This is a genomic window from Dyadobacter sp. CY327 (assembly GCF_021390415.1).
Lineage (GTDB): Bacteria > Bacteroidota > Bacteroidia > Cytophagales > Spirosomataceae > Dyadobacter > Dyadobacter chenhuakuii.
This window is the reverse complement of record NZ_JAJUXJ010000005.1, coordinates 39372-64063: the sequence shown is the minus strand read 5'-3', so window position 1 is coordinate 64063 and position 24692 is coordinate 39372. Positions and strand designations below refer to the sequence as shown.

The 24692-nt window shown below is 45.2% G+C and carries 18 protein-coding genes; 3 read left to right on the top strand and 15 right to left on the bottom strand.

Translation table 11 applies throughout. The features are described 5' to 3' along the window. Positions 1-21: 21 nt before the first annotated feature. On the top strand, positions 22-684 hold the full coding sequence (locus tag LZG74_RS13790) for an ABC transporter ATP-binding protein (RefSeq protein ID WP_233797151.1): 663 nt from the start codon (positions 22-24) through the stop codon (positions 682-684). 148 nt (positions 685-832) lie between these two features. On the opposite strand, the gene groL is transcribed toward LZG74_RS13790, so the two are convergent. Together groL and groES are read right to left on the bottom strand one after the other, a co-directional pair. Next, positions 833-2464: a chaperonin GroEL gene (gene groL / locus LZG74_RS13785; RefSeq protein ID WP_233797150.1), complete on the bottom strand. Its 1632-nt coding sequence runs from the start codon at positions 2462-2464 to the stop codon at positions 833-835. Positions 2465-2520: 56 nt separating this feature from the next. Beyond that, complete coding sequence (gene groES, locus LZG74_RS13780; RefSeq protein ID WP_026628287.1) at positions 2521-2817, bottom strand: co-chaperone GroES; 297 nt, start codon at positions 2815-2817, stop codon at positions 2521-2523. A 230-nt stretch (positions 2818-3047) separates the two neighbouring features. Between groES and LZG74_RS13775 the strand changes: the two genes are divergently transcribed. Then, positions 3048-3755, top strand: a complete 708-nt coding sequence (locus LZG74_RS13775; protein WP_233797149.1) for a hypothetical protein — start codon at positions 3048-3050, stop codon at positions 3753-3755. A gap of 67 nt (positions 3756-3822) precedes the next feature. Here LZG74_RS13775 and secG read toward each other — a convergent pair whose 3' ends face one another. From secG to LZG74_RS13745, 6 genes are all read right to left on the bottom strand, one after another. Then, entirely contained in the window at positions 3823-4221 is a 399-nt protein-coding gene (gene secG, locus LZG74_RS13770; RefSeq protein ID WP_233797148.1) for a preprotein translocase subunit SecG, read from the bottom strand. A 46-nt stretch (positions 4222-4267) separates the two neighbouring features. Then, entirely contained in the window at positions 4268-4921 is a 654-nt protein-coding gene (locus tag LZG74_RS13765) for a hypothetical protein (RefSeq protein WP_233797147.1), read from the bottom strand. A 52-nt stretch (positions 4922-4973) separates the two neighbouring features. Continuing rightward, the gene (locus LZG74_RS13760; protein WP_233797146.1) at positions 4974-5486 is read right to left on the bottom strand and encodes an LptE family protein; all 513 of its coding nucleotides are present in this window, start codon (positions 5484-5486) and stop codon (positions 4974-4976) included. Positions 5487-5517: 31 nt separating this feature from the next. After that, positions 5518-6822 carry a sigma-54-dependent Fis family transcriptional regulator gene (locus LZG74_RS13755; protein WP_233797145.1) on the bottom strand — a complete coding sequence of 435 codons (1305 nt, stop codon included), beginning with the start codon at positions 6820-6822 and terminating at the stop codon, positions 5518-5520. Then, complete coding sequence (gene miaB, locus LZG74_RS13750; protein ID WP_233797144.1) at positions 6819-8303, bottom strand: tRNA (N6-isopentenyl adenosine(37)-C2)-methylthiotransferase MiaB; 1485 nt, start codon at positions 8301-8303, stop codon at positions 6819-6821. Before miaB ends, LZG74_RS13755 begins: the two co-directional genes overlap by 4 nt. Before the next feature lie 134 nt (positions 8304-8437). Continuing rightward, entirely contained in the window at positions 8438-10906 is a 2469-nt protein-coding gene (locus LZG74_RS13745; protein WP_233797143.1) for a BamA/TamA family outer membrane protein, read from the bottom strand. On the opposite strand from LZG74_RS13745, the gene LZG74_RS13740 reads away from it, so the two are divergent. Continuing rightward, on the top strand, positions 10906-11670 hold the full coding sequence (locus tag LZG74_RS13740) for an RNA methyltransferase (RefSeq protein ID WP_233797142.1): 765 nt from the start codon (positions 10906-10908) through the stop codon (positions 11668-11670). The two genes, LZG74_RS13745 and LZG74_RS13740, sit on opposite strands and share 1 nt — an antisense overlap. 17 nt (positions 11671-11687) lie before the next feature. Here the strand turns inward: LZG74_RS13740 and LZG74_RS13735 are convergent, their stop codons facing one another. The 7 genes from LZG74_RS13735 to LZG74_RS13705 all read right to left on the bottom strand — a co-directional run bounded on the left by LZG74_RS13735 (position 11688) and on the right by LZG74_RS13705 (position 24588). After that, positions 11688-12476 carry a queuosine precursor transporter gene (locus tag LZG74_RS13735; protein WP_233797141.1) on the bottom strand — a complete coding sequence of 263 codons (789 nt, stop codon included), beginning with the start codon at positions 12474-12476 and terminating at the stop codon, positions 11688-11690. A gap of 43 nt (positions 12477-12519) precedes the next feature. Beyond that, positions 12520-13764, bottom strand: coding sequence for a pyridoxal phosphate-dependent aminotransferase (locus tag LZG74_RS13730; protein WP_233797140.1), 1245 nt, complete (start codon positions 13762-13764; stop codon positions 12520-12522). Between the two features lie 109 nt (positions 13765-13873). Continuing rightward, positions 13874-14848 carry a DUF1735 domain-containing protein gene (locus tag LZG74_RS13725; RefSeq protein ID WP_233797139.1) on the bottom strand — a complete coding sequence of 325 codons (975 nt, stop codon included), beginning with the start codon at positions 14846-14848 and terminating at the stop codon, positions 13874-13876. A 10-nt stretch (positions 14849-14858) separates the two neighbouring features. Continuing rightward, positions 14859-16433 carry a SusD/RagB family nutrient-binding outer membrane lipoprotein gene (locus tag LZG74_RS13720; protein WP_233797138.1) on the bottom strand — a complete coding sequence of 525 codons (1575 nt, stop codon included), beginning with the start codon at positions 16431-16433 and terminating at the stop codon, positions 14859-14861. Positions 16434-16444: 11 nt separating this feature from the next. Next, a complete protein-coding gene (locus tag LZG74_RS13715; protein WP_233797137.1) occupies positions 16445-19600 on the bottom strand; it encodes a SusC/RagA family TonB-linked outer membrane protein in 3156 nt (1051 codons plus the stop codon). A 237-nt stretch (positions 19601-19837) separates the two neighbouring features. Continuing rightward, positions 19838-21301, bottom strand: a complete 1464-nt coding sequence (locus tag LZG74_RS13710; protein WP_233797136.1) for a SusD/RagB family nutrient-binding outer membrane lipoprotein — start codon at positions 21299-21301, stop codon at positions 19838-19840. Between the two features lie 8 nt (positions 21302-21309). Then, the gene (locus tag LZG74_RS13705) at positions 21310-24588 is read right to left on the bottom strand and encodes a SusC/RagA family TonB-linked outer membrane protein (protein ID WP_233797135.1); all 3279 of its coding nucleotides are present in this window, start codon (positions 24586-24588) and stop codon (positions 21310-21312) included. Positions 24589-24692 lie beyond the last annotated feature (104 nt).

The following is a 24692-nucleotide window of genomic DNA, read 5'->3' as shown; positions in this document are numbered from 1 at the left end:
TCCAATTATCTTCTCCATAATATGAATTTACTGCGGGCGAGCGGGATCAGGCGCACATATGGTTCTTTACAAGTGTTGAAGGGGATTGATCTGGAAGTGGAGCAAGGTGAAGTGGTGGCCATTGTAGGGCCCTCGGGTGCAGGCAAAAGTACTTTTCTGCACATCCTGGGAACGTTGGACCGGCCGGAGCAAGGTTCTATCTTTATCGAAGACGTAAATGTTTTTACACAAAAAGACAAAGACCTCGCACGTTTCCGCAACGAAAAGATAGGCTTCATTTTCCAATTTCATAACCTGCTTGCCGAGTTCACTGCTTTGGAAAATGCATGCATGCCGGGCTATATCAATGGTTCTATGAATGAAAAAGATATTCTGGAAAGAGGAAAAGAATTGTTGGAAATGCTTGGTTTGAAGGACAGATCCAATCATTTGCCCTCTCAACTTTCCGGTGGTGAGCAGCAGCGCGTTGCGGTTGCGAGAGCACTTTTAAACAAACCGTCCATCGTGCTCGCGGATGAACCGAGCGGCAACCTCGATTCGCACAACGCTCTGGAACTGCACCAGTTGTTCTTCAAGTTGCGGGACGAGTTCGGACAAACATTTGTAATCGTTACGCATAACGAAGATCTGGCTGCTATGGCGGATAGAAGACTGGTGATGCAGGATGGTTTTATGCAGCCGTAAAAATATTTTTATATAAATGTGTGACTTAATTGAAGCTGATTCGTCTAAATGAAGAAGTTTTTCATAAATGTTGTAAAAGCAAATAGCCGTCCGGAATTTCCGGACGGCTATTTTTTGCATTGTAATGTTCAGCCTGAACAAAATGATATTACATCATTCCGCCCATTCCGCCGCCGTGGCTGTGACCGCCACCAGCAGGAGCTTCTTCTGGCTCGTCAGCAATCACACATTCTGTTGTCAACAACAGACCTGCGATAGATGCTGCGTTTTCAAGCGCAAGACGGGACACTTTCTTAGGGTCAATGATACCAGCTTCCAAAAGGTCTGTGTAAACATTGTCCTTCGCGTTGTAACCGTAAGCACCAGTTCCTTCTTTCACTTTCGCAACAACTACGGATGGCTCCTGGCCTGAGTTAGAAACGATTGTTCTTAAAGGAGCTTCCAAAGCTACGCGGATGATATTGATACCGGTTGTTTCGTCCTCGTTGTTGCCTGTCATGCCTTCCAGAGCAGCAGTTGCGCGGATGTAAGCAACACCACCACCAGCTACGATACCTTCTTCAACAGCAGCACGAGTTGCGTGCAATGCATCGTCAACACGGTCTTTTTTCTCTTTCATTTCAACCTCAGTTGCAGCTCCGATGTAAAGGATAGCTACACCACCTGACAATTTAGCAAGGCGTTCCTGAAGTTTTTCGCGATCGTAATCAGAAGTTGTATTTTCGATCTGCGCTTTGATCTGGTTTACACGGCCCTGAATATCTTCAGAGTTACCTGCACCATTTACCAAAGTTGTGTTGTCTTTGTCGATAATTGCTTTTTCGCAAGATCCAAGATATTCCAAAGTTGCGTTTTCCAATTTGAAACCACGCTCTTCAGAGATAACTGTTCCGCCAGTGATGATCGCGATGTCTTCAAGCATTGCTTTACGACGGTCACCAAAACCAGGAGCTTTAACAGCAGCCACTTTCAAGGCGCCACGGATTTTGTTTACTACCAATGTAGCAAGTGCTTCTCCGTCAACATCTTCTGCCAAAATAAGCAAAGGACGGCCTGTTTGTGCAACTGCTTCAAGAACTGGAAGCAATTCTTTCATTGAAGAAACTTTCTTCTCAGAAATTAAGATATATGGACGCTCAAGATCAGCTTCCATTTTCTCAGTATTTGTAACAAAATATGGAGACAGGTAACCACGGTCAAACTGCATACCTTCCACAGTTTTAACTTCTGTTTCCGTTCCGCGTGCTTCTTCAACAGTGATAACACCTTCTTTTCCTACTTTTTCCATCGCCTCAGCGATCATTTGACCAATTTCTTCGTCATGGTTAGCTGAAATTGTAGCAACCTGAGCGATTTCTTTGGAAGTAGAAATGTTTTTCTTTTGAGATTCAAGATCTTTAACGATCACAGAAACTGCTTTATCAATTCCGCGTTTCAGATCCATTGGGTTAGCACCCGCTGCTACGTTCTTAACACCGATTGAATAAATAGCCTGAGCCAAAACAGTTGCAGTTGTTGTACCATCACCTGCAGAATCAGCAGTTTTAGAAGCAACTTCTTTCACTAACTGAGCACCCATGTTTTCGATAGGGTCTTTCAGATCGATTTCTTTTGCAACCGTCACACCATCTTTTGTGATGCTAGGCGATCCGAATTTTTTATCGATTACTACGTTACGACCACGAGGTCCTAATGTTACTTTAACGGCGTCAGCCAATGTATCAACACCGCGCTTAATTTTATCACGAGCTTCGGTATCGAAGAAAATTTTCTTAGACATACTAATTAATCGTTTTGATTTTCTTGATTGAAATTATTTATTGGAATTAATGACAATTAACCAATGATGGCGTAAATGTCAGACTCACGCATGATCAGGACATCTTTGCCTTCATACGCCAATTCAGTACCTGAATATTTTCCGTATAATACGGTGTCACCTACCTTAACGGTCATCGGCTCGTCTTTTTTACCCGGGCCTACTGCTACTACAGTTCCACGTTGCGGTTTTTCCTTTGCAGTATCAGGGATAATGATACCAAATGCTGTTTTTTCTTCGGCTGGGGCTGGTTCTACAAGAACACGATCAGCCAGAGGTTGTACGTTCACTTGTATTTCTGCTAAAGTTGACATAAATATTAAACGTTTGTTTTTTGATTGTCAGTAATAGATTTGACTGAAGCAAGTAAGCACAATCTATGCCAGCAAGTTCCGGCTGACATTTTTTCCGGCAAGTGTGACAAATTTGTACCGAACCCTGCCGTTATATAATTATTAGAAGCAATTATAATGTCATGCAAGGCACAAGAATTGTTTAGCGAGTGAAAATGCTTAAATTTTATCGGCACCAAATTTCGAATCCCATGAAAAACCTCCAAAAGAACTGGTTAACAGAAGGAATTTTTGATTTTGAGTACAAAAAATATGTATTGCAGGCCTATTTACAGCACATTGACAGCCAGTTTATACAGCATAAGCTCCACCCGCATCTGCCAGATCTGCAATTTCATTTTGATTCCTGCATCCACATCCGAGCCACCAAAAGGGAGATCAAAACGTCTTTCCCAAAAAATGTGACGGGCGTCAATTTGCAGACCTGGAAACTGGAATACGAAGAAACGCACCATGACGACCCTTGTCTGGAAGAGTTGAATTACATCCTCGACTTCGCCATTCCGCGTTTTTCGCGTGCGCTGGAGCATGGCGCTGAGCGGTTCAGTGAAGTGGGGGAGAATATAAAAATTTCGCCTGTTGGCATTGTGCCATTAAGACTGGAAGAGGGTTATCTGCTCTTTTTGCACACATTCCAGCCTCTTGTCAGTGTTTTTGAATATCAGCTGGCGCTTTATAATGAAATGAAGGAGCGTTATCTCAAAACGACTTTCGTGGATACGGTCCGGATTGGTTTAGGAAATACGGTTTCTCAGATCAAAGTTGATCTTACCAAAAAGAACAAATCCCTGCCTAATCCTGCAACCTATATTGTTGAGTCAAAATACGATTATCCTTTGCATGAGGCGCTTTTACCTGTTGCCAAGAAGCTGATCTTGAAGCAAATGAACATTGCTTAATCAAATGCTTGAACACAAAAAAGGCTCACGATGCAAATCATGAGCCTTTTTTAATGTCTTAAATATCTTATTTTGAGCTGTCCGCTGGTGCTGCTGGTGTAGCAGCAGGCGTCGTTGCTTCGCCTCCCGCAGGAGCCGCCGCTCCCGGAGCTGGTGCAGGAGCAATGTTTCCGCCAGGAATTACTGTATTCTGAGCTTTATCCACATTGACACTGTTAATGCCGCCAGTTTGTGCAGTTCCGCCAACGATAATGTATGAAGCAAGGGAAATCAGGATAACAGCGCCTGCAAGTCCCCAGGTGATTTGTTCCAATAAATCGGTTGTCTTTTTAACACCGAACATTTGGGTGGTTCCTGCTCCGCTAAACTCGCTGGAAAGTCCTCCTCCTTTTGAATTTTGTACCAATACAACCAGGATCAACAAAACAGCGATGATCGCAACCAAGATAATTAAACCCAAATACATGCCTTTTCTTAATTTTGAATGATAGAATGAGTGAATGTGTGATTTTTTACAACCTATACAACTCGCTTAATTTTTTCGCAAAGTAATTCCTTTTTTCTGGTTTTTTCAAGATCAATTTTTGATACAGGTCAATTGCCTTTTCAATCTTGCCTTGTCGTACCAATATTTTTGCAAAAGCTTCGGTTTCAATGCTTCCCGCTCCCGACTCGGCGACGCGCCCGCTGACATCAACGGCAACAGGTTCCAGATTGTTATCCTGACGAATGATACGCGGGTTCTTTTTCATAAAACCCTGGATAATCTGCTGCTGCCTTTTCTGCTCTTCGGAAACAATGTTTTGCAAGCTTACTGTCTCTTGCTCCACCAGGCTGATCAGGATATCTTCACCATTTTGCGGGACTGATTTTTCCTGTGCCTCGATCACTTCTTCAATGTTGACCGTTGCGTCGTAACGCTCCGTGTCACTTTCTACAAGCTGCTGTAATGCAACTCTGCTCAATGCGTAAGCCGCCGCACGCGGACGGGTTTCATCTAATTTCTCCGTTCCGGCAACACTGGATGCCTTCGCCAATAAAGAATAGGAAATCTGGCAATAAGGAAATGCCTTAATCGTCGCTTCGAGCGCTTCGATCACCTCCGTGCCTGCTGCATGAGGATGTTTGACCAGATTGCTGAAAGCTTCCTTTTCAATGATGGACATATGGACCTTGAAAGTTGAAATAAAAATTGAAGTTAGACAAAACGATAATCTACTACCAGTCTGCGGCAGATTTATTAAAGATCTGCTGCACTAAATTTTCCCGGATCGTTGGCAGAAGCCGCGCTTCATTTTGATTAAGCGTCTGATCCTGAGGAAAGTCGGCATAGTAAGTGAAAGATTGGTCAAAATTCTTGGTTTCGTCTTTTGCATTGGTGTAACGCACCTGAACGGTGACATTCAAACGGTTCAAACCGGCCTGGTCATTCGCGGTAGGAGCGGCCGCTAGCACGTCGTAACCTGTAATAGAACCTTCCAGAACCAGGTCGCCACCACCAGGCTGACTGATCAAGCTCGTGTTTCGCTGGAAATATTCTTTCAATTCCTCCGTAAGTCTTTGCGGCAGATCCGACGGTCCACCCGCAGTTCCCATCGTGAAATTAAGCACGCTGAATGTCTTGATATCCGGAGACAAATTGGTCCCGGTGAAAGAATAAACGCCACAGCCCGACATAAAAATGGAGCAATGCAGGACAAAAAAGAGGGTTAGCAACCTTTTGGTGTTCATCGAAACGCGCATTATACAAATGCTTTCTATTCTATTCTTCAATGTCATACTGCTTAATTTTCCTGTATAACGTCCGTTCCGAGATGCCCAATGCACTTGCAGCGTATTTTCGTTTGTTATTATTCTTCCGTAATGCCTTGATGATCATTTCCTTTTCCTTGTCTTCGAGCGACAAGGATTCTTCCTCGGCCGTGACGTGCATAACGTCTTCAATTTCACTTCTTTCGTCCGAATATCTGTCCAGATCAACCGTCCGTGAAGGCACTGGCGAAAGCAGGCGTGCAGGTTCCAGGGTAGGCGTGTGCGAATGTGTTGTAGGCTCAGCCGTGTTCAATGAGCTGAACAATTCCTGATGGTCTTTCAGGATTTCGCCTCCATACTTTTCGTTTTCCAAAACATTACGGACCAGTTTTTTAAGCTCTGTCATGTCCCTGCGCATATCAAAAAGCACCTTATACAGCAATTCCCTTTCAGAGAAAGAGCTGCCCGCCGGATCTTCACCGGAACGTAAGGTAATCAGCGCTTTTCTTCCTGCTGGCTGGACGGGATTCAGGTAATTATTTAATGTTTCGCGGGAAATCGGCAGTTCTTTATCAGTTTCCAGGATCGTGATCTGCTCGGCTATATTTTTGAGCTGACGAATGTTGCCGGGAAACGCATATTGCATCAGCAAGTCACGTGCTTCCGAATCCAATCGCACGGGTTTTGTCCTGTATCTTTCCGAGAAATCATTGGTAAACTTCCTGAATAGCAACAAGATATCCTCGCCACGATCCCGCAATGGCGGAACGTAAATGGGGACGGTATTTAAGCGATAGTAAAGGTCTTCACGAAATTTTCCATTGTTCACGGCATCCAGCAGATTCACGTTGGTCGCTGCTACAACACGCACATTGGTTTTCAGAACTTTGGAAGATCCTACCCGGATATATTCTCCATTTTCCAGGACACGTAAAAGCCTTGCCTGCGTACCCAGGGGCATTTCTCCAACCTCATCCAGGAAAATGGTCCCTGTATTTGTTGTTTCAAAATATCCTTTTCTTGAATCCAATGCACCCGTAAATGCACCTTTTTCGTGCCCGAAAAGCTCTGAATCAATGGTTCCTTCGGGAATCGCACCGCAGTTGATGGCGATGAAAGGCCCGTGTTTGCGGGAGCTGAGGCTGTGGATAATTTTGGAAAAAGACTCCTTTCCGCTGCCGCTTTCGCCGGTGATGAGCACGGTGAGATCTGTGGCAGCAACCTGCACACCAACATTGATCGCGTGATTCAGTCCCGGGGAAGTCCCTATTATTCCAAAACGGTTCTTTATTGCTTGTATTTCAGCTGGATTCATGAAACGGGTACTTTTTCAACCGCGTACCCGCGAAGCGTCGCAGCGGTCGTGTCTGTAATTAAAACGTCGACATAATCGCCTACTTTGAAATTTTCGCGGGGGAATATGACTCTTTTATTTTGGTCACTGCGTCCTGTAAAGTCATTTACAGACCGCTTGGAAGTGTTTTCAACCAGCACTTTCTGCACGGTGCCGATCAGTTTCTGGTTGCGTTCCAGGGAAATCCTTTGTTGTATATCAATGATTTCCGCAAGTCGCCGCTGCTTTATGTCCGCCGGAATGTCATCCGCGTACTTCTTGGCAGCCAATGTTCCCGGACGTTCGGAATAGGCAAACATATAGCCGAAGTCAAACCGCACATATTCCAGCAGTGAAAGTGAATCCTGGTGCTCTTCTTCCGTCTCCGAACAAAAACCGGCGATCATATCATGGGAAATGGCACATTCATCACCTAAAATCCGGCGGATGCTGTCGATTCTTTCGAGATACCATTCGCGGTTGTAAGTCCGGTTCATCATTTCCAGCACGCGGCTGTTGCCATGCTGCGCCGGAAGGTGAATGTATTTGCAAATGTTATCGTACTTTTTAATGGTATGAAGCACTTCATCCGTAATGTCTTTCGGGTGCGAGGTGCTGAACCTGACCCGCAATTCCGGGCTGATCTGCGCCACCATTTCCAGCAATTGCGCGAAGTTCACCTGGGTTTCCAATGTGCCATTATCAACATTGGTGGAGATGGCGGTGACGCTGTTTGGCGCTTGCCATTTATAGCTGTCCACATTCTGGCCCAGCAACGTAACTTCCTTATAACCATCATTAAAAAGATCCTGCGCCTCTTTTACAATCGAGAAAGGATCACGGCTACGCTCCCGGCCACGCGTCATAGGCACTACGCAAAAACTGCACATATTGTCGCAGCCACGCATAATGGAGACCAATGCAGTTACGCCATTGGAATTCAGTCGGATAGGGGAAATGTCGGCGTAGGTTTCTTCTCTTGACAAAAATACGTTCACACCTTTCTGGCCCGTCTCCGCTTCTTCTACTAATCTGGGCAGATCGCGGTATGCGTCGGGTCCGGTGACAATGTCAACCATCTTTTCCTCTTCCAGCAATTTCGCTTTGAGGCGTTCTGCCATACATCCCAGCACACCGATTAATGTGCCCGGCTTTTTCTTTTTTATAACATTAAGCTGCCTTAATCTCGTCCTGACGCGCTGCTCGGCATTGTCGCGGATGGCGCAGGTGTTTAAGAATATCAGATCTGCATTATCAACGTCGGAAGTGGTTGCAAAACCCGCCTCACGCATGACGGACGCCACAATCTCGCTGTCTGCGAAATTCATCTGGCAGCCGTAACTTTCAATGAAAAGTAATTTTTTGTTAAAAGCCGGCTCATTTTCGGAAATACGGACTGTCTCACAGGCAACTTTGTCCTCCTCAGTCAATATTTTCAAAGTCTCTGCAATTCTATTTTCCATGGAAGGGATTTAACAAATTTTCAAAAGAAACTCACGGCATAGGACTGCCGATTTGAAGTTTCGGGATTACAAATATAGAAAGAATCTGGTAAAAACTGACAAACTGTCATACTAAGCAGCAGTCATAAAAAACCTTAAAACGGATATCCGACCCCAAGGTTGATGTTCAGGAAATTGGATTGCGTACGTTTAAAAAGCTTGTTGAATTGTAGTTCATCCAACACAAACCGCTGCAATGCAGGGTCATAGACCTTGATCCCGAAATCGAAGCGGAGGATAAAAAAGGAGAGGTCATAACGGATCCCGAAGCCGGTTCCGATGGCAATGTCTTTTAAAAATTTATCCGCTTCCAGTTTCTGTAACTCAGTTGCGTCGCCTCCCAGGATCCAGACATTTCCCGCATCCAAAAACACCGCATAATTGAGATCGCCAAAGAACTTGGCAAGATAACCCCTCCATTCCAGATTGGCCTCCAACAAAAATTCTCCCGGCGATTCAATGGTCAGGCCGGTTGGTGTTTTCTTGGGAACTGAACGGCCCGGTCCTAAGCGGCGGGGCAGCCATGCGCGAAGACTATTGGAGCCACCGGCAAAGAAATATTTTTCATAAGGCGGGACTTTGTTGTCGCCATAACTGTAAATGCCGCCCGCATTAACCCTTGCCACAAAGGCTGAACGTCTGCCGGTTGCCCAATAACGGCGATAATCCGCATTCCAACGCAGATATTTATAAAATTGAAGGCTATCGCCAAACACGGTTTTGATCAGATTTTCCTGTTTGGGAAGAATATTCAGCGACGTTCCGCCCGATTCCACCGCCACGCGGAAGTAATGTGCATCTTTCTGAGGTCCAATCAGTGCATTGGTGTTGTAAGTGAAATTGAAATTAATATCAGATACAAACGACCTTCTGAAACTGGTATAAAGGTTGTTTCCCTGGTTTTGCAGGTCTTTGAGCAATGCCTGAAAATCTGCACGTGTGTTTTGGGTGTTGAGAATGTTAAGGTCAACGAGCGATAGGTTGAACAATGTTTTGCTCGTCGGCTGCCAGGAATAGGTCATTGCCACTTTCACATTCGTCCGTGTGTATTCCGGGCGGTTGATGTAATTGTAGCCAAATCCAACCTGAGTTCTCGGGTTATAGCCTGCGGTTTGCTTTTGCAGTAAACTTCCCGGCGTAAGCAGTCTTGGAAAGGTTAAGGAGGTGTTTAGTCCAATTTCCTCGCTGCGATAAATTGAGCTGTTGCCCAAAAATCCGGGAACAAGCTCGATCCCGCCGCGGAGGTTGGCTTCGAAGTTTTCGAGTCCGTTGAAAACATTGCGGATCTTATAAGATAGGTTGGCAAACGGCCCCGGTGCCCCTTGCAGCTGGATCACATTCAAGCCAATGTCAGTGGAAATCTGATATTTTTCGAGCGGAATCACTTTAAAGAAACTGTTAACGCCAGTTCCGGTAGAATCTAGCGTGTAGGTGTAATTCACAAAGCGGAACTGGTCTGTCAGGGAGAGTTGCTGCTGTGTATCGCGTTCTTTTTGCTGGCTGTAAATAGCACCCGGCCTGACCTGGATTTTACTGTCTAAAATCCGGGTTGCAAATCTTTTATCAGAAAAAGTATAATTGATCCCCCGAAAATTGACGGTGTCTTTTCGTGCATAAGCAGAATCCGCGGAGCCAGAAGGCGGCAGCACTTCAAAATGCACGGAATTGATCTTGTAACGTTCCCCGTTCTTGATCGTACCCGGCATATCCACCTTTACTTTCACATCCACCGACTTGAAAAAAGTGTCCGTGGCGGCATTAGTGATTGTGTCGTTGATCAGATAAGAAATATTCTGGCGTGAAAAACCGAGGTAACCCTGGTTCCGTAGCAACGTCTCAATTCTGATCCGCTCTTCTTCAAACGCATCGCCGTCGTACCGTTTTTTCGATTGCAGCGCAGGATTTTTATTGCTGGCGCTGATAATGCTATCGGCCATGTTGTTGCGGACCTGATATTCAATGTCGCGAATCATCGTCGGCCGTTTTTCCGTTACAAAATAGTTGACCCTGACCCGGTTAATGATCGTATCCGGTTTCGCGGTAACTGATGCCTCGAAAAAGCCGTTGTTATAAAGATATCGCTGCATTTTCTCAGCATTCTGAGTGATCTCGGCTGCATTGAAATACACGGGCGCTTCACCCAGCACGCGCATCCAGAAATTTCCTTCGTCCACACGTGCCTGTGCTTTTTCGAGTTTCTTTGCGTAGCGCCGCTGAATCTTTTCGAGCCTCCGTGGAGAATTTTCGTTTAAGCGGGATTCATTTTGATATTTTTGTGTGATTTCAATTACTTTCCGCTGTTTTTCTTCCCGGTTGTAAAAGAGCTCACCAAAGCGATAAAGGCCAACATAAGGAAAGAAAGGCAGGCCCAGGAGGCGTCTGTTCGGTTTTTGAGGGATGAGTGCATCCAGTTCGGAATCATTAATGACCTCATTGCCTTTAATGGAAGAATTGCCAAGATAATAGCTCTTGGATTGGGAGGCGGGCTTGGGCGCACAAGACGACAATCCCACAAAAATCAGGAAGAAATACCAGCTATATGTAATCTTACAATTAATATTCAATGCTGTCAAAAAATCGTATAAAGTATATTAACTCGCTTAAAATCAAGAAGTACAGGCAGCTTCACCAATCATTTATTGTGGAAGGTGCCAAGAGTGTGCTGGAATTGCTGGATTCCGATTTTAACATTGAATTTGCGTTAATAACGCAGGAATTTCAGCAAAAATACGCAAGTATTTTAAGCAGGCATCAAACTATCACAGAAACGGTAACGATGCAGGAACTGGAAGGTCTTGGATCTTTTCAAACCAACGATTCCTGCCTGGCTGTTGCTAAAACGAAGCAAAATGAATTTTTGTCTCCCGCGAATTCAGAATATGTGCTCGTTTTGGACGACGTCCGCGATCCGGGAAATCTCGGTTCTATCATCAGAATCGCGGATTGGTATGGGATCAAAAAAATCATTTGTTCTAATGACTCAACGGACGTTTACAACCCCAAAGTGATTGCCGCCAGCAAAGGCTCATTTACGCGGATTGATCTGTTTTACACAGACCTGACTTCCTACCTGGCCGAAAATGCTGCCGGAAAACCGGTAATAGGTGCTTTTCTGGGTGGCGAATCGCTGTACGATTTTAGTTTTGCCCAATCCGGAGGTTACATTGTCATGGGTAACGAGTCGAATGGGATTGGCAATGCGGTTGAAAAATTTGTAACCAATAAAATTACAATTCCGCGCGTAGGAGAGGCAGAATCATTGAATGTAGGCATTGCGACGGCCGTCATGCTGGATAATCTCAGGCGGCAGATCAATGTTCCGGCTTAGTATCGGCGTTCCGCCATTTATTCGTGAGCAGCTTTATGCGAAAGCTCTTCCGCATATTCTTTGCCAAGATAGCCATCGATAAAATAATGGGCGACGTAGAGCAGCGGCGTCAGCAGGATCGCGACAACGCCTTTGTATAAATAATTAATGGTGCCGACCGCAAATATCTGGTTCAGGTCCCAGTTTCCGAATACGTAAAAGGCAATGGTGATCACCACGAAGCTGTCCACCAGCTGTGAAAACATCGTAGAACCCGTTGCTCTGAGCCAGATGTATTTGCTGCCCGTTTTTCTGCGCAGCCAGGAAAAAACCGAAACGTCCAGCAACTGTCCCAGCAAAAACGCAACGATCGAGCCGATCATTATGCCGAGTCCCTGATTAAAGATCTTGGAAAATGCATCATTGATATTGAAAACATTGCCCGCTTTGTCTGTATTGTTAATGTCCAGCCAAAATTGCGCCGGTGGTAGATTTGTCGCCGCGAGCACCGTAATGAATGTGTAGGCAATGAAGCAGGCGGTCAGAAATGAGATGCGTTTCACCCCTTTTCTGCCGAAATATTCATTGATAATGTCCGAAGTAATAAAAACGACGGGCCAGTTGATCACACCGGCCGTCATGTTGAAATCCAGTTTTTGTCCTCCGATCGGCAGCTGCGCCGGCGCAATGCCGAGCAGCGTTTCTACCGAAAATATCTTTCCCCCTATGATCTCAGCGATCAGCGCATTTGTCAAAAAAATTCCGCAGAGCAATAAAAACAGCCGCTGCCGCTTGGCTTCCTGGTTGGAAATATTTTCTAGGGACATTTAAACTGACAAAAACTGCTGTTAGTAAAGGTTAATGCGGTAATCAGGCAATGACGTCTTCTACGGTTTTGGATGACAGAATGCGGTGATTTTCAAGGAAGAATTCGATCTTGTCCATCGCCTGGTTCAGTTCATCAACCGTTGGAAGAAAAACGATCCTGAAATGATCATCTGAAATGTAGTTGAAGCCTGTTCCGGCCACTACAAGCACTTTTTGATCGCTCAGCAAGTCATAAACAAACTGCTCGTCTGTTTTTAAGCCAAACTTTTTCAGATCGATTTTTGGAAAAACATATAGCGAGCCCTTCGGTTTTACGCAGGTTATGCCGGGAATGGAAGTCAGCCGGTCGTAAACAAGGTTCATCTGCTTGTGCAGCCTGCCGGTAGGGGCAACCAGCTCTTTAATGCTCTGATAACCGCCCAATGCAGTCTGAATGGCATATTGCGTGGGCACATTGGCACAAAGCCGCATGCTCGCCAGCAGCAGAATTCCTTCAAGATAGGACTTGGCTTTTTGCTTGGCACCGCTTAATATCATCCACCCGCCACGGAAACCGGCAGAGCGGTAATTCTTGGAAAGGCCACCGTAGGAAACGCAAAGGGTTTCGGTTACCAGCGTGCCCATCGGATAATGTACGGCTCCATCGTAAAGGATTTTGTCATAAATCTCATCCGAGAAAATGATCAGGCCATGTTCTTCTGCAATTCTGGCAATGCGTATCAGCACATCCTTTTCGTAAACAGCGCCTGTTGGGTTATTCGGGTTAATGAGGACAATCCCTTTGGTTTTTGAAGTGATCTTCTTTTCCAAATCGTCCAGATCCGGATTCCAGTCCGACTCTTCATCACATACGTAATGCACGGGGGTGCCTCCGCTCAATGCAATGGCCGCAGTCCAGAGCGGGTAATCCGGTGAAGGCACCAGGATCTCGTCGCCAGGGTTCAGCAATGCCTGCATGGAAAGCAGGATCAGCTCGCTTACACCGTTGCCTATAAAAATATCATTGATTTCAACATCTTGTATACCAATAGTTTGCGTGTAATGCATAACTGCCTTTCTGGCCGCAAACAATCCTCTGGAATCTGAATAGCCCTGCGCATTGCGGAGATTCATGATGATATCGTGAACAATTTCGTCCGGAGAATCAAATCCGAACGGGGCCGGGTTGCCGATATTCAGGTTATGGATTTTATAACCAAGGCTTTCCAGCTCCAATGCTTTTTGATACGTAGCGCCGCGGATCTCATATTTGAGGTTGTTCAGGCGCTGGCTTTTTAGAAATTCCATTGTTTTGACATAGGATAACTTCCAAAGTTAAAAAATTCAATCATAAAAAAAATTAGCTGGCCCGAGACAGACCAGCTAATTTCAAACTATTACGTAATAAGGAAGTGTATTATCTTGGCGCGCGGAATGTCCATTTTTCACTGAAGAATGTTCTGTCAGTTGGACCTGCTTGCTGCATTACATATTTTACTTCCAGTGTTTTGCTGCCGTCAGCGTTCACTGTAAATTTATTTACACCTGTCGGATCAAGTCTGGCAGACCGCCCGTTAGTTGCTGGTTGTCCGTAAAAGTTAGTCACGCTAATCACTTTACCGGTTGCATCCATTGTAAATACTGGAGCAAAGCTTCCGTAGTACGAATCTGTAATTGCGCCGGTTTCAGCATTTTTGCTTTTGATTGGGTGCCCTTCCAGTCCGTCCAGGTAAGTGATGCAATACATTACCACTGAATTTGCACCGGTTGTATGTAGGTCGGAATTTAGCGGGTAATAACCTGATAGCAATTCGTTCGCCTTATCAACCATAGGAGCTGTTGCAGTAACCGTGTAGTTACCATCATACTTGTTTTTTGCATTCAGGCTCAAAAGGATGGTTCCAAAGTTGCCGCTAACCGTTCCTGTCGAAACGGATCTGATAGAGATTGGCAAAACATAGGCTTTGCTGAAATCAAACTTGGAGCTTCTAACCTTGATTGGAACCACGGCTGTGCGCTGGCCTTTTGGAATGGTCACTTCGGATGGGATTGTATACAAATCCGGTGTAATTAGATCAAAATGCGCTTCCTGTTCCGTGTTATACTGTGTGATCGCAGCTGTATCAAGGCCAAGGGTCACTCTGATGTCTTCGGGCGCAACATTTGCGCCTGAATAACTTACCGTAACGGAATAATCATTTTCATCTGCAAGGTCAAACGCTTGAGTGTACATTGAATATTTGCTTCCGCTTGGTGAAACAAAGCTGGACGGGTTTTTGAACTCTACAACATTTGTCGAAGTGTCCGGATCCAGGTTCATGTCGTCTTTCAGACAAGAAGTCACGGCCATGCCAAAGAGAAACAGGCCAGCTATTTTTATTGAATAGTTCATGTTAAATTTTTCAGTTAGGATCCCAGAAGATCAAATCAGTAAATGGGTTAATCACTCTGTAATTTCCAGCATTATACGACTGCTCGGAAGTTGGGTAAAGAATTCTTGAAGGAAGCTTGTCAGGCCGAGTCGATGTCGAAAGCAAAGAAGCAATGTTCTCGTAACCGTCGCCATTCGGCACAGTCTTAGGATAGCCCGTTCTTCTGAATTCATTGTAACCTTCCTCGGAGTTGATCATGTTTACTGCAATCCATTTCTGGGTAATTATCGCTTCCAGACGTTGTGCAGGTGTTGTAGCTAGTTTTATGTTTACCAAATAGCTTTCTGCATTATCAGCTTTGTAGCCGGCTACATCTGTTGCTACGTTCTTACCTGCCGCCACTACATTGGTTACGTCTTTGTACAGGTAAGTGTATGATGCAATGATACCCGCATCAAAACTAGCCGCAAAGTCACCCGTAATAAAACCTTTCAGCCTGGCTTCTGCCTGCAAGAAATGCGCCTCCGCCAACAGCATTAGCACTTGTCCCTGGCCAGGTCCTTTCAGGACACCCAGCGCATTGCTGATACTGGATGCGCTGCTGAAAGTTCCGGTATACCAGGTAGAATAGTTGGTAACGATCGTTGGCGCGTCCACTTCGTTTCCAAGCTGGTTAACCGGCGTGGTTGTAGCGAAGTTTTTGAAAATAACAGATCCTCTTCCTTCGTCAGTCAGCTTTTGACCTTTGTAAAATCCGAAAGCAAATTCAGTTGGAAGGCGGGAAGAGTTTGCTAGTGTACCTGTTGTGGTATAACCCCATGTGTTCCAAAGCGGGTTCGGCTTGTCTTTTACATATCCCGGATTAACAATGGCATCGTCTATAATGAAGCCCAATGTTTTGTCCAATGCTGCGAATTTGGTTGTTACAAAAGCGGAAAGTGCCGGAACCCCCGAAACGCGAACCAGGATGCGAAGTTTAACGGTGTTGGCAAAACGCTTCCATTTGGTCATATCACCACCAAACAATGGGTCTGATGAAGAGGTTAATGCTGTTGGGAATTCTGCACCATCAATTTGCGCAATTGCCTCGTCCAGTTTGGTAACCAGATCCTGATAAATCGTTGCAGCATCGTCATACTTAGGCGTCAGGTTTGCATTGTTTTGCAAAGCTTCCGTGTAAGGAACATCGCCGAATGCATCCACAAGCTTCTGGAAGTTGTAAGCAACCATAATGTTCGCAGCCGCATTGGTATAAGCCTGTGTATCATCGCCTTCTGTCTGATCCATTACATATTTGTAATCATTCAGGTTGTCATAAGTATTTACCCACAAAGCATTATAGTTATCCGGGATCAGCTGATAGTTGAACAAGTTACCAAAACCTGAGAAACCACCTGCGTTGGCCATATAGCCGCCAAAATGTGCACCGTAATTGTTAAACTGGCTCGATACGTTAGCCGTGCCGGTGATGGCAGCAGGCAAAACCAGCAGCGGTTGTACGCTTGTCGCCTGGTTTGGGTTGGTATTGATATCGAGATAATCACTACAAGATGAAAGAACTGTGACTAGCAGTACCAGCATCCAACTGATGTTATGTCTTTTCATTATTTTTTCAATTAGAATGTTAATGATAACGTGCCGCCGAAGTAACGTGCAGGCGGTGTTTGTCCAAGGCTTGTAAAACCTACAGCATTGCTGTCTGAACCCAGTGCGCTATACTCAGGATCTGTGTATAGGTTTGTTTTCGGAGCCCAGATAAATAGGTTTCTTCCCTGAACGCTAATGCTTGCCCCTTTGATAACCTTCGTTTTATCAAGCAATCCGGCTGGCAGTTCATAGCCAATGGATGCCTCACGCAGTTTCCAGAAACCTGCTGAGTTGGTGTAATTTTGACCAATGTTGGTATTTCTTGTTCCATCGGTCCAAAAATCCGCACCGCCGCTTCTTACGGCAATGTTGGTATTCTCAACATATTCGCCTTCCGCATTCAGGTAAGAAGAATTCGGGATTACAAAACGGTCCCTGTTGAACCAGCCCGTACGAACGCCAGCGCCAGAAAAGTCGTAACCACCGGAAACCGAATTGAAGATGTAGTGACCATTTCGGTACTCAAACAGCAGGTTAAGTCTCAGTTTTTTGAAAGTCACACCACCATTTACACCCAGGATATGCGGCGGATTTGTGATACCCACATCCTTAAATGTACCATTTGTGGCCGGATAACCAGTTTTGGCATCAACAATAATCCTTCCCTGATCGTCGCGGTTATAGTCAGTTACCTGAAGCAGCGGGAACGGCTGACCTACCTTCGCAATAACCCTTGCAGCAGAGCCGGAAGTTCCTATGCTCAACTCATTGGATTGTGCGGAAAGAGAAAGAACTTTGTTTTGGTTGTAAGTGTAGTTAGCACCCAGGTCAACGCGTAGTCCCGACGCAGTTTTGATCGGTGTAATGTGCAATGTTGCCTCGATCCCTTTGTTTTCAACCTCTCCAATGTTGGTTCTTAATGATCCGTACCCTGTAGAGTTTGGAATTAAAACAGTAATGGTTTGGTCAACAGTGTTGGTTTTGTAGTAGGTAACCCCACCACCAATGCTCCACGGACGTAATTCGAAATCAATACCGCCTTCTATTCCTGTTGTGATCTCAGGTTTCAGGTTGGCAGCCACAAGCGTGTTATCCAATACAAAACCGGCGCCGCTTGTATACGGGTAGCCAAAGCCTTGAGAGAATGTGCTGCTCAACGAGTAAGCGCCAAGGTTGTTCAAAGGAATAGGGCCAAAATCTCTGTTATTGCCCAAGTTAACCTGTCCAACTTGCGAATAACCCGCACGTAGTTTCAAGCTTTCAAGGAATTCAGAATTTGAAAGTCCGGGTATCGCATCGCTTGCAATAAAAGAAATGTCCGCAGAAGGGTAAAAGAAAGAGCGGTTTTCTTTTGCAAGGATCGAGCGCCAGTCATTTCTTCCGGTCACGTGCAGGTAAAGGAATTCCTTGAAACCAAGACGGGCTTCTCCATACACACCAATCTGGCGTGCTTTGTAATTTCCTTCGTTTGCGATCGGCGGGTTCAAGCTGTTACCGATGTTATAAAGTCCGTCAATAACAAGACCGTTCGCAACAACACCCATTGCCTTCGTTGCATTTTCGCGAACTGTTGTTCCAACGGCAACATTCAGGTTAAATGAAGGAGTCAGGTTTGTTCTGAACTCAGCCAAAAAGTCGTTGACAAACTGCGTTGTAAAACCGGCATAATCAACTACTGAGCCAGCGATATCCGTTTTGGAGCTTCCGGAGATGCTCTTGGTATAATCTGTATATGTGAATTTGCCTGTGTAAACTTTTCCTGACAAGTTACGTCCGCTCATACCTACACGGTATGTGAACGTCAAGGGTTTCACCGGATTCCACTTCAATTCCATGTTTCCCTGCAAATAGTCATTGCGCTGGTCCCAGCGGTTGTTGGACAATGTGAAGTAAGGGTTTTGGTAATATTCGTTGAAATAGCCGTTCGGGTTTGCGTAAGGATTGTTCTGCCAATCTTCATAATTGGTAACATCAACCTGGCCAGGCGACATCAAAAGGTTTTCGTAGGCTGCACCTGTATTGCTGCTTTGTGCAGTACGACCTGCAATAAAGTTAGTATTAAACGATGCCGTCAGATTTTTGTAGATATGACGAACAACGTTTGCACGCACGCTGTAACGCTTGTATTTGTCGTAAGGAACAGTTGATTTTTGGTCAAAATACTGTGCTGACAAGTAGAATGTGCCTTTTTCATCACCAGATGTAACGCTTAAATCTGTTTGATTTGCAACGCCTGTATTCCAGAAATCCTCGCGGAAATTTTTGGTTGAATAAGGAACTCTCTGAATGGAGCCATCTTGCAACGGCTTACCAATGTCTACCATCGAACCGTCATATGCAGGACCATATTGCTGGTTTTCGTAAGGTGTGTAGGAAGGGACATCATCAGGCGTTGTTCCGGATCCGAATCCGTTTTGCAACTGAGGAAGGAAACTTACTTTTTCCAATGTAGTCGTGTTCGAAATTTTGAACTGCGTTACACCCGATTTTCCTTTTTTAGTGGTTACAATAAGGGCACCATTGGAAGCATCGGATCCATATAATGCGGCTGCGCCTGCACCATTCAGGACCTGAATGTCTTCAATGTCTTCCGGGTTAAGATTGCCAAGAATATCATTGGTTGAAATAATGTTGTCAATTACCACAAGTGCCTGGTTATTACCGGTTAAGGAACGGTTTCCGCGAAGTACCAGACGATAATTCGGGTTCACCCCGCTGCTTACGCCCATTACCAGCAATCCCGGAACACGTCCTGCAAGACTGGCCGCGACGCTGATAGGCTTGCCCTGCACAATGTCCTGCGCTTTTACTGTTGTAGACTGGTTTCCGAGCTCGCGGCGTTGCGCCGTAAGACCGCCGGCAGTAATTACGACTTCATTCAGCGCCAGTTCATCCAGTGCCAAAACAACATCCAGCGTTCCGGATGCAGGTGCTTTTAGTTCCTGGTTAAGGAAGCCGACAAAAGAAAAGATGAGTGTTTGACCCGGGCGCGCATTAATGCTGTATTCGCCTTTATCATTGGATAGTGTTCCGGTACTAGTGCCGGCAATTCTGATTGATACGCCGGGAAGAAGTGACCCGTCGTCCTTGGAAGTAACCGTCCCGGTCACCTCCCTGCTTTGGGCGAAAGCCTGACTGCAGAGCAGCAGCAACCCTCCCAAAAAGAGTAGTAGATTTCGTTTCATTAAGTTAGGTTTGTTAAGCAAATAAATGCACTGTAAAAATAATTATTGTTTAGACAATTGCAACCAATAACAACCCTTTTCTAGATTAAAATTTGTTCTTAAAGCGGTTTTTGCTGAGAAAATTTTACAAATAGTATAATGTCCAGAATTTTAGGCATGTTTGCGGCTTATCTTGGCGTTCAGGCATAAAAAAAGGGGACAAAATGTCCCCTTTTTAATCGTTATCAATAAGTTTAATTAGAACTTATCCCACCATAATTTAGTCGTTACAAGGTCACCACCGATTGCTGTTGCAGCCGATTCGCGGTTTGCACCGTTAAGCGTTTGCTCGTTGATCGGGTAGATCATTCTCACAGGGATAGCAAGGCCGGCAGGGGCGTTACCACCTGTTGGAGGAAGCAATTTTGGGTAATCCAATCTTCTCCATTCAACCCATGATTCCCATCCTCTGTTGTACAATGCAAGCCATTTCTGGAAACCGATCTTTTCTTTCCAGTTAGTAGCAGCGGTTGCGTAAGCTACTTTTGGTTGTGCAAGATATGCAGTTGTTGCAGCTGTAATTTCCGCAGCAGGAGTGCCGATGTTATCCAACCAGTATTCGATAGAAGCGCCAACACCTTTGTTATAATGTGTTGCAGCAGAACCGGTAATGAAGCCTCTTTCAACAGCCTCAGCCAGCAATAGTTCAACTTCCGCATAATCCAGCAATATTCCTTCCAGATCCGGCTCGATAATGTTGTCACCTACGTGAGAGAAAGCGGAATATGTGTTAGAAAAACCATAAGCTCCACCTACATATTCACCATCTTCGTTAGGAGTGAAAAACGCAGGAAGTCTTGGGTCTTTCAGTTCTTTCAAAGGATTCACTAGTGTAGCAGAAGCTACGAAATCCTGACGGCTTGAATACAACGGGTTCAGGTTTTGAGCAATCACGTTGTAGTTAGGAGGCGTGCTGATGTATGGGAATGCAGCGTTGTCGTTGTTTGACGTGAAAACATTCGGAGCAGCTTGTGCAACCAGTGTTTTCGCTTTTGCAGGATCGCTGTCCGCAATGATCATTGCCAATTTCAGTTTCAAAGAATTGCCAAACTTAGCCCACTGTGCCTTGTTTCCTTCATAAAGCAGGTCGCCATCGCTAAATGGTGTACCCGGTGCAGTGAATTTTGGAATAGCAACGTCCAGACGAGCCAGCAAGTCATCATATACTGTTTTTGCGTCATCATATTTAGGCAATACATTATCCGGGTTCAAAGACTCCGTGTAAGGAATGTTGCCGAAAGTGTTCACAAGTGCAGCCCAAGCCATCACTTCTACAACTTCGATCTGTGCCAATTGCACGTCTCTGTTTGCAGGAAGAATGAATTCGTCAGCATTCAGCAGTCTGCGTGCTTCGTTCAAGTCCGAAATCACACCTTTGTAAAGTCCTTGCCAGAAAGCCTGAGGAACTGTACGCGCTGTTACATTGTAACGAGGCTCATCCAGATAAGTGGTTGTTGCCCACTGCTGTACGTATAAGCGATAGTTGTTTACGTTTACGTTAGGGCTGGTAAGTGTATCAGCAAGCCCTTTCAGTGCATTAGAGAACAAAGTTACCGGTGGCACCTCCGAAGGGCGCTTCTGGTCGACATTGTAGTCGTCCAAGCTGTCGACACAGGCGGTCATCAGCAGGATCGGGAGAAAGAAAATGATTAATCTTTTCATACTATATTTTAGAAACGGAATTTAACATTGAAACCATAACTTCTTACAGCTGGATATGCACCACTCTGGTATCCACCAGCACCATTCAGCAAGCCTGAGCCCAAGCCTTCTTCCGGATCCTGATAGTCCATATTTTTGCTGATAATCCAAAGGTTACGTCCGATTACAGAAACGTCGATTCCTTTGAAAGCGCGTAGTTTGGAAACGAATTCTTGTGGAATAGAGTAAGTCAACGCAACTTCTCTCAGTTTAATGTAGCTCGCATCGTAAATGTACATGGCACGCGGAGGGTTGGTTGGGTAACCATATGCTGTATTTCCGTTACCATCTGAGTTTTCAGCTCTGATATCGTTAGGTGTTCCGTCAGCTTTTACACCTGGGAACAATACACCACCCGGCTTGTCTGTAAGGCCCAGCTTGTTTCCTTTTGCGTCGTAGTTGTAAGCAGGATCTCTTTTAGGATTGCCAAGCTCGTTCAAGCCAGCAGTGTTAGGATAAAGACCTGTTCCTTCTCCATACCATTGATCCAGGGACCAAACATCTCCACCGTGACGAATGTCAAGCAGGAAGCTCAGTGATAAGGATTTGAATTTCAAATTGTTGCTAAGACCACCGATCCAGTCTGGATTAGGGTTACCAATGATTTCAGCAGAACTTGCAGTTGCCTGGTAAGTACCGTTTGAGCGAACCACTTTCTGGCCGTTGTCTTTGTGGTAAACAAAGTTCGTACCGCGGATGATACCAAATGGCTGTCCAACAGCAGCGTTAAGGGAAACTCCACCTTGCAAGCTGGCAACAGGTACGTTTTCTACACCTTCGTACAAGCTAACAACCTCGTTTCTGTTACGTGCAAAGTTCGCGCTCACCGTCCATGAGAAGTCAGGAGTTTTCACAGGCGTTACATAAGCAGAGATTTCGATACCCTTGTTCTGTACTTCTCCTGAGTTGATATACTTGAAAGCAAATCCTGTCGCAGATGAAACAGATACAGGAAGAACCTGATCAAGTGTTTGTGAACGGTAATAGGTAAAGTTGAAACCTACGCGATCATTCAGGAATGCTGTTTCCAATCCGAATTCATAGCTTTTTGTACGCTCTGATTTCAGGTTAGGATTGTTTTTCGTGTTACGCAATGTAAAGTATGGAGTGGATCCGATACCGGTTGGTTTGTCATAAACATCCAAAACACTTCCCCAAGGAGCATCATTACCAACTTCCGCGTAGTTAGCGCTCAACTTACCCATTGTCAACCAGTCGAATTTGAAACCTGGCAGGTTAGAGAAGTTGAAGTTGGCTCCTACCGCTGGGTAGAAGTAAGTGTTGTTGTCTTTCGGAAGCGTAGAAGATTTGTCTTGTCTTGCTGTAAGGTCAAGGTTAACAAGATCTTTGTAGCCAAAAGAAGCCTGTGCGTAGATACCATCCACACCAATGCGCTGATAAGTTTCAGACGGAGCTTCAATCGCGTTGATAGAGTTAAGCAGGGAATAAAGTCCCGGCACAACCATACCACCATTCGTTTTTGCTCTTAACGCGTTCAACTTAGATCTGCGCATGCTTCCACCCGCCAAACCTGAGAAGTTGATATCCTTCGTAATTGCTTTGCGGAAATTAACGATAACATCCAGGTTGGTTTCGTTGAAACCTCTGTTATAGCGGCTGTATTCCGCAGGGCTTGAACTGTTGAATGCGATTCTTTCCTCTTGGAAATCCTGTGTTCCGTTGTAAGCGAAACGACCTGTGATGTCAACCCACGGCGCCAGTTTGTAAATAGCCTGTGCGTATCCGAAGAAGTTGTCACGTGTATCGTTCGAGTAGTTCTGGTAGCGGGAGTAGTATGGGTTTTCAGAGTAAATAGGGCCGTTTGTATCAAATGGTCTTGTTGGGCTAGCCCAGTTCCACGTAACATTCTGCTCATTTCTGAAATACGCGTCTTTTTGCTCCAGAAGGTCAACGTTTGTTTGGAACCACTGTCTGAACTGCTGGTTAGGGTTTTTACCATCATAACCTGTTCCGTAGCGACCAAGACCTTTGATCTGCGAGTAGTTAGCGTTAGCCTGAACCGTCAATTTTTTAGTCAGGTCGAAGCTTGCTGAGAAGTTGAAAAGGTTTTTGCCCAACTTACTGTTTGGAAGCACACCTTTCTCATCATTTCTTGTATAACCAACTTTGAAAGTTGTGTTATCACCTCCACCAGTGATGCTTACGCTTTGGTTGGAGTTTACACCTGTTTCATAAAATGCGTCCGGTCCGTTTGCAGCAGCAACCCATGGCGTCATTTTCTGATAGTTTGGTGAGCTAGGGTCAAGTGCATCCCACTGATAAACCATCACGCTAGGATCAAACTTAGGACCGAAAGAAGCATCCGCATCAAACAATGTGATGTTTCCTTCTCCTGAACCCAGGTTGCCACGGTAAAAACGCGTTTTTGCGCGGTCACCATCATATCCTGCACCATATTCTTTCTGATACTTCACAAAAGTTGTTTTATCGATCTTACCCCAGGTAACACCGCTGTTCACAACTACGTCGAAGCTGTTTTTGCGTCCTTGTTTGGTTGTGATCAAAATCACCCCGTTGGATGCGCGTGAACCGTACAATGCAGTTGCAGCAGCACCTTTCAAAACGTTTACAGAAGCAATGTTGTCAGGGTTGATATCCGCTGCGGCATTACCGTAGTCAGTTCCTGCACGTCCTGTTTGCTGATCGGAAGTGTTTGTGTTGGCATTGGAAACGGGCACACCGTCGATAACCCAAAGAGCCTGGTTATTACCGGTAATGGACTTAAAACCACGGATAACCGCGCTGGTCGATCCACCCATGTTATTGTTTGTTTTAATGTCCAGACCAGCCACTTTACCGGCCAGTGCGTTCATTACGCTTGGGTTACGCGCCTGCGTGATTTGCTCAGCGTTAACCTGCTGCGCTGCGTACACCAGTTCATTTCTTTTTCTTTCCTGGCCTAATGCCGTTACAACCACTTCTTGCAACTGGCTTACATCATTCTTAAGCGAAACATTAATGGTTGTCTGGCTTCCCACAGCGGCTTCCTGAGTTTGAAAACCGATAAAGCTAAATACCAGCGTCGAATTCGATTCAGCATTGATCGAGAATTCTCCCTGGGCATTGGTGGTAGTACCGCGATTAGTACCTTTCAAAGAAATGTTCACACCTGGCAGTGCGGAGCCATCTTCGGCGCTGACTTTACCAGTCACGGCGCGATCCTGGGCGAATACCTGTGCCGTCAATAGCATCAAGCATCCCAGTAGGGTTAATAGAGTCTTCCTCATACGTGTTAAAAGAGTTAGAATTGTTATGTTAACATAATGTTGCAAAAATAATTATTAGTTTAACCATTACAACCTTTTAATTGCAATTTTTCAAAATAAACTTT

Excerpts from the sequence above, each read along its gene's own strand:
- LZG74_RS13725 (WP_233797139.1), bottom strand. The coding sequence starts at position 14,848 with ATGAACTATTCAATAAAAATAGCTGGCCTGTTTCTCTTTGGCATGGCC.
- miaB (WP_233797144.1), bottom strand. The coding sequence starts at position 8,303 with ATGGAAAATAGAATTGCAGAGACTTTGAAAATATTGACTGAGGAGGAC.
- LZG74_RS13775 (WP_233797149.1), top strand. The coding sequence starts at position 3,048 with ATGAAAAACCTCCAAAAGAACTGGTTAACAGAAGGAATTTTTGATTTT.
- LZG74_RS13715 (WP_233797137.1), bottom strand. The coding sequence starts at position 19,600 with ATGAAACGAAATCTACTACTCTTTTTGGGAGGGTTGCTGCTGCTCTGC.
- LZG74_RS13740 (WP_233797142.1), top strand. The coding sequence starts at position 10,906 with ATGCTGTCAAAAAATCGTATAAAGTATATTAACTCGCTTAAAATCAAG.
- LZG74_RS13730 (WP_233797140.1), bottom strand. The coding sequence starts at position 13,764 with ATGGAATTTCTAAAAAGCCAGCGCCTGAACAACCTCAAATATGAGATC.
- LZG74_RS13755 (WP_233797145.1), bottom strand. The coding sequence starts at position 6,822 with ATGAATCCAGCTGAAATACAAGCAATAAAGAACCGTTTTGGAATAATA.
- secG (WP_233797148.1), bottom strand. The coding sequence starts at position 4,221 with ATGTATTTGGGTTTAATTATCTTGGTTGCGATCATCGCTGTTTTGTTG.
- LZG74_RS13710 (WP_233797136.1), bottom strand. The coding sequence starts at position 21,301 with ATGAAAAGATTAATCATTTTCTTTCTCCCGATCCTGCTGATGACCGCC.
- LZG74_RS13705 (WP_233797135.1), bottom strand. The coding sequence starts at position 24,588 with ATGAGGAAGACTCTATTAACCCTACTGGGATGCTTGATGCTATTGACG.
- groL (WP_233797150.1), bottom strand. The coding sequence starts at position 2,464 with ATGTCTAAGAAAATTTTCTTCGATACCGAAGCTCGTGATAAAATTAAG.
- LZG74_RS13735 (WP_233797141.1), bottom strand. The coding sequence starts at position 12,476 with ATGTCCCTAGAAAATATTTCCAACCAGGAAGCCAAGCGGCAGCGGCTG.
- LZG74_RS13720 (WP_233797138.1), bottom strand. The coding sequence starts at position 16,433 with ATGAAAAGACATAACATCAGTTGGATGCTGGTACTGCTAGTCACAGTT.
- groES (WP_026628287.1), bottom strand. The coding sequence starts at position 2,817 with ATGTCAACTTTAGCAGAAATACAAGTGAACGTACAACCTCTGGCTGAT.
- LZG74_RS13765 (WP_233797147.1), bottom strand. The coding sequence starts at position 4,921 with ATGTCCATCATTGAAAAGGAAGCTTTCAGCAATCTGGTCAAACATCCT.
- LZG74_RS13790 (WP_233797151.1), top strand. The coding sequence starts at position 22 with ATGAATTTACTGCGGGCGAGCGGGATCAGGCGCACATATGGTTCTTTA.
- LZG74_RS13760 (WP_233797146.1), bottom strand. The coding sequence starts at position 5,486 with ATGAACACCAAAAGGTTGCTAACCCTCTTTTTTGTCCTGCATTGCTCC.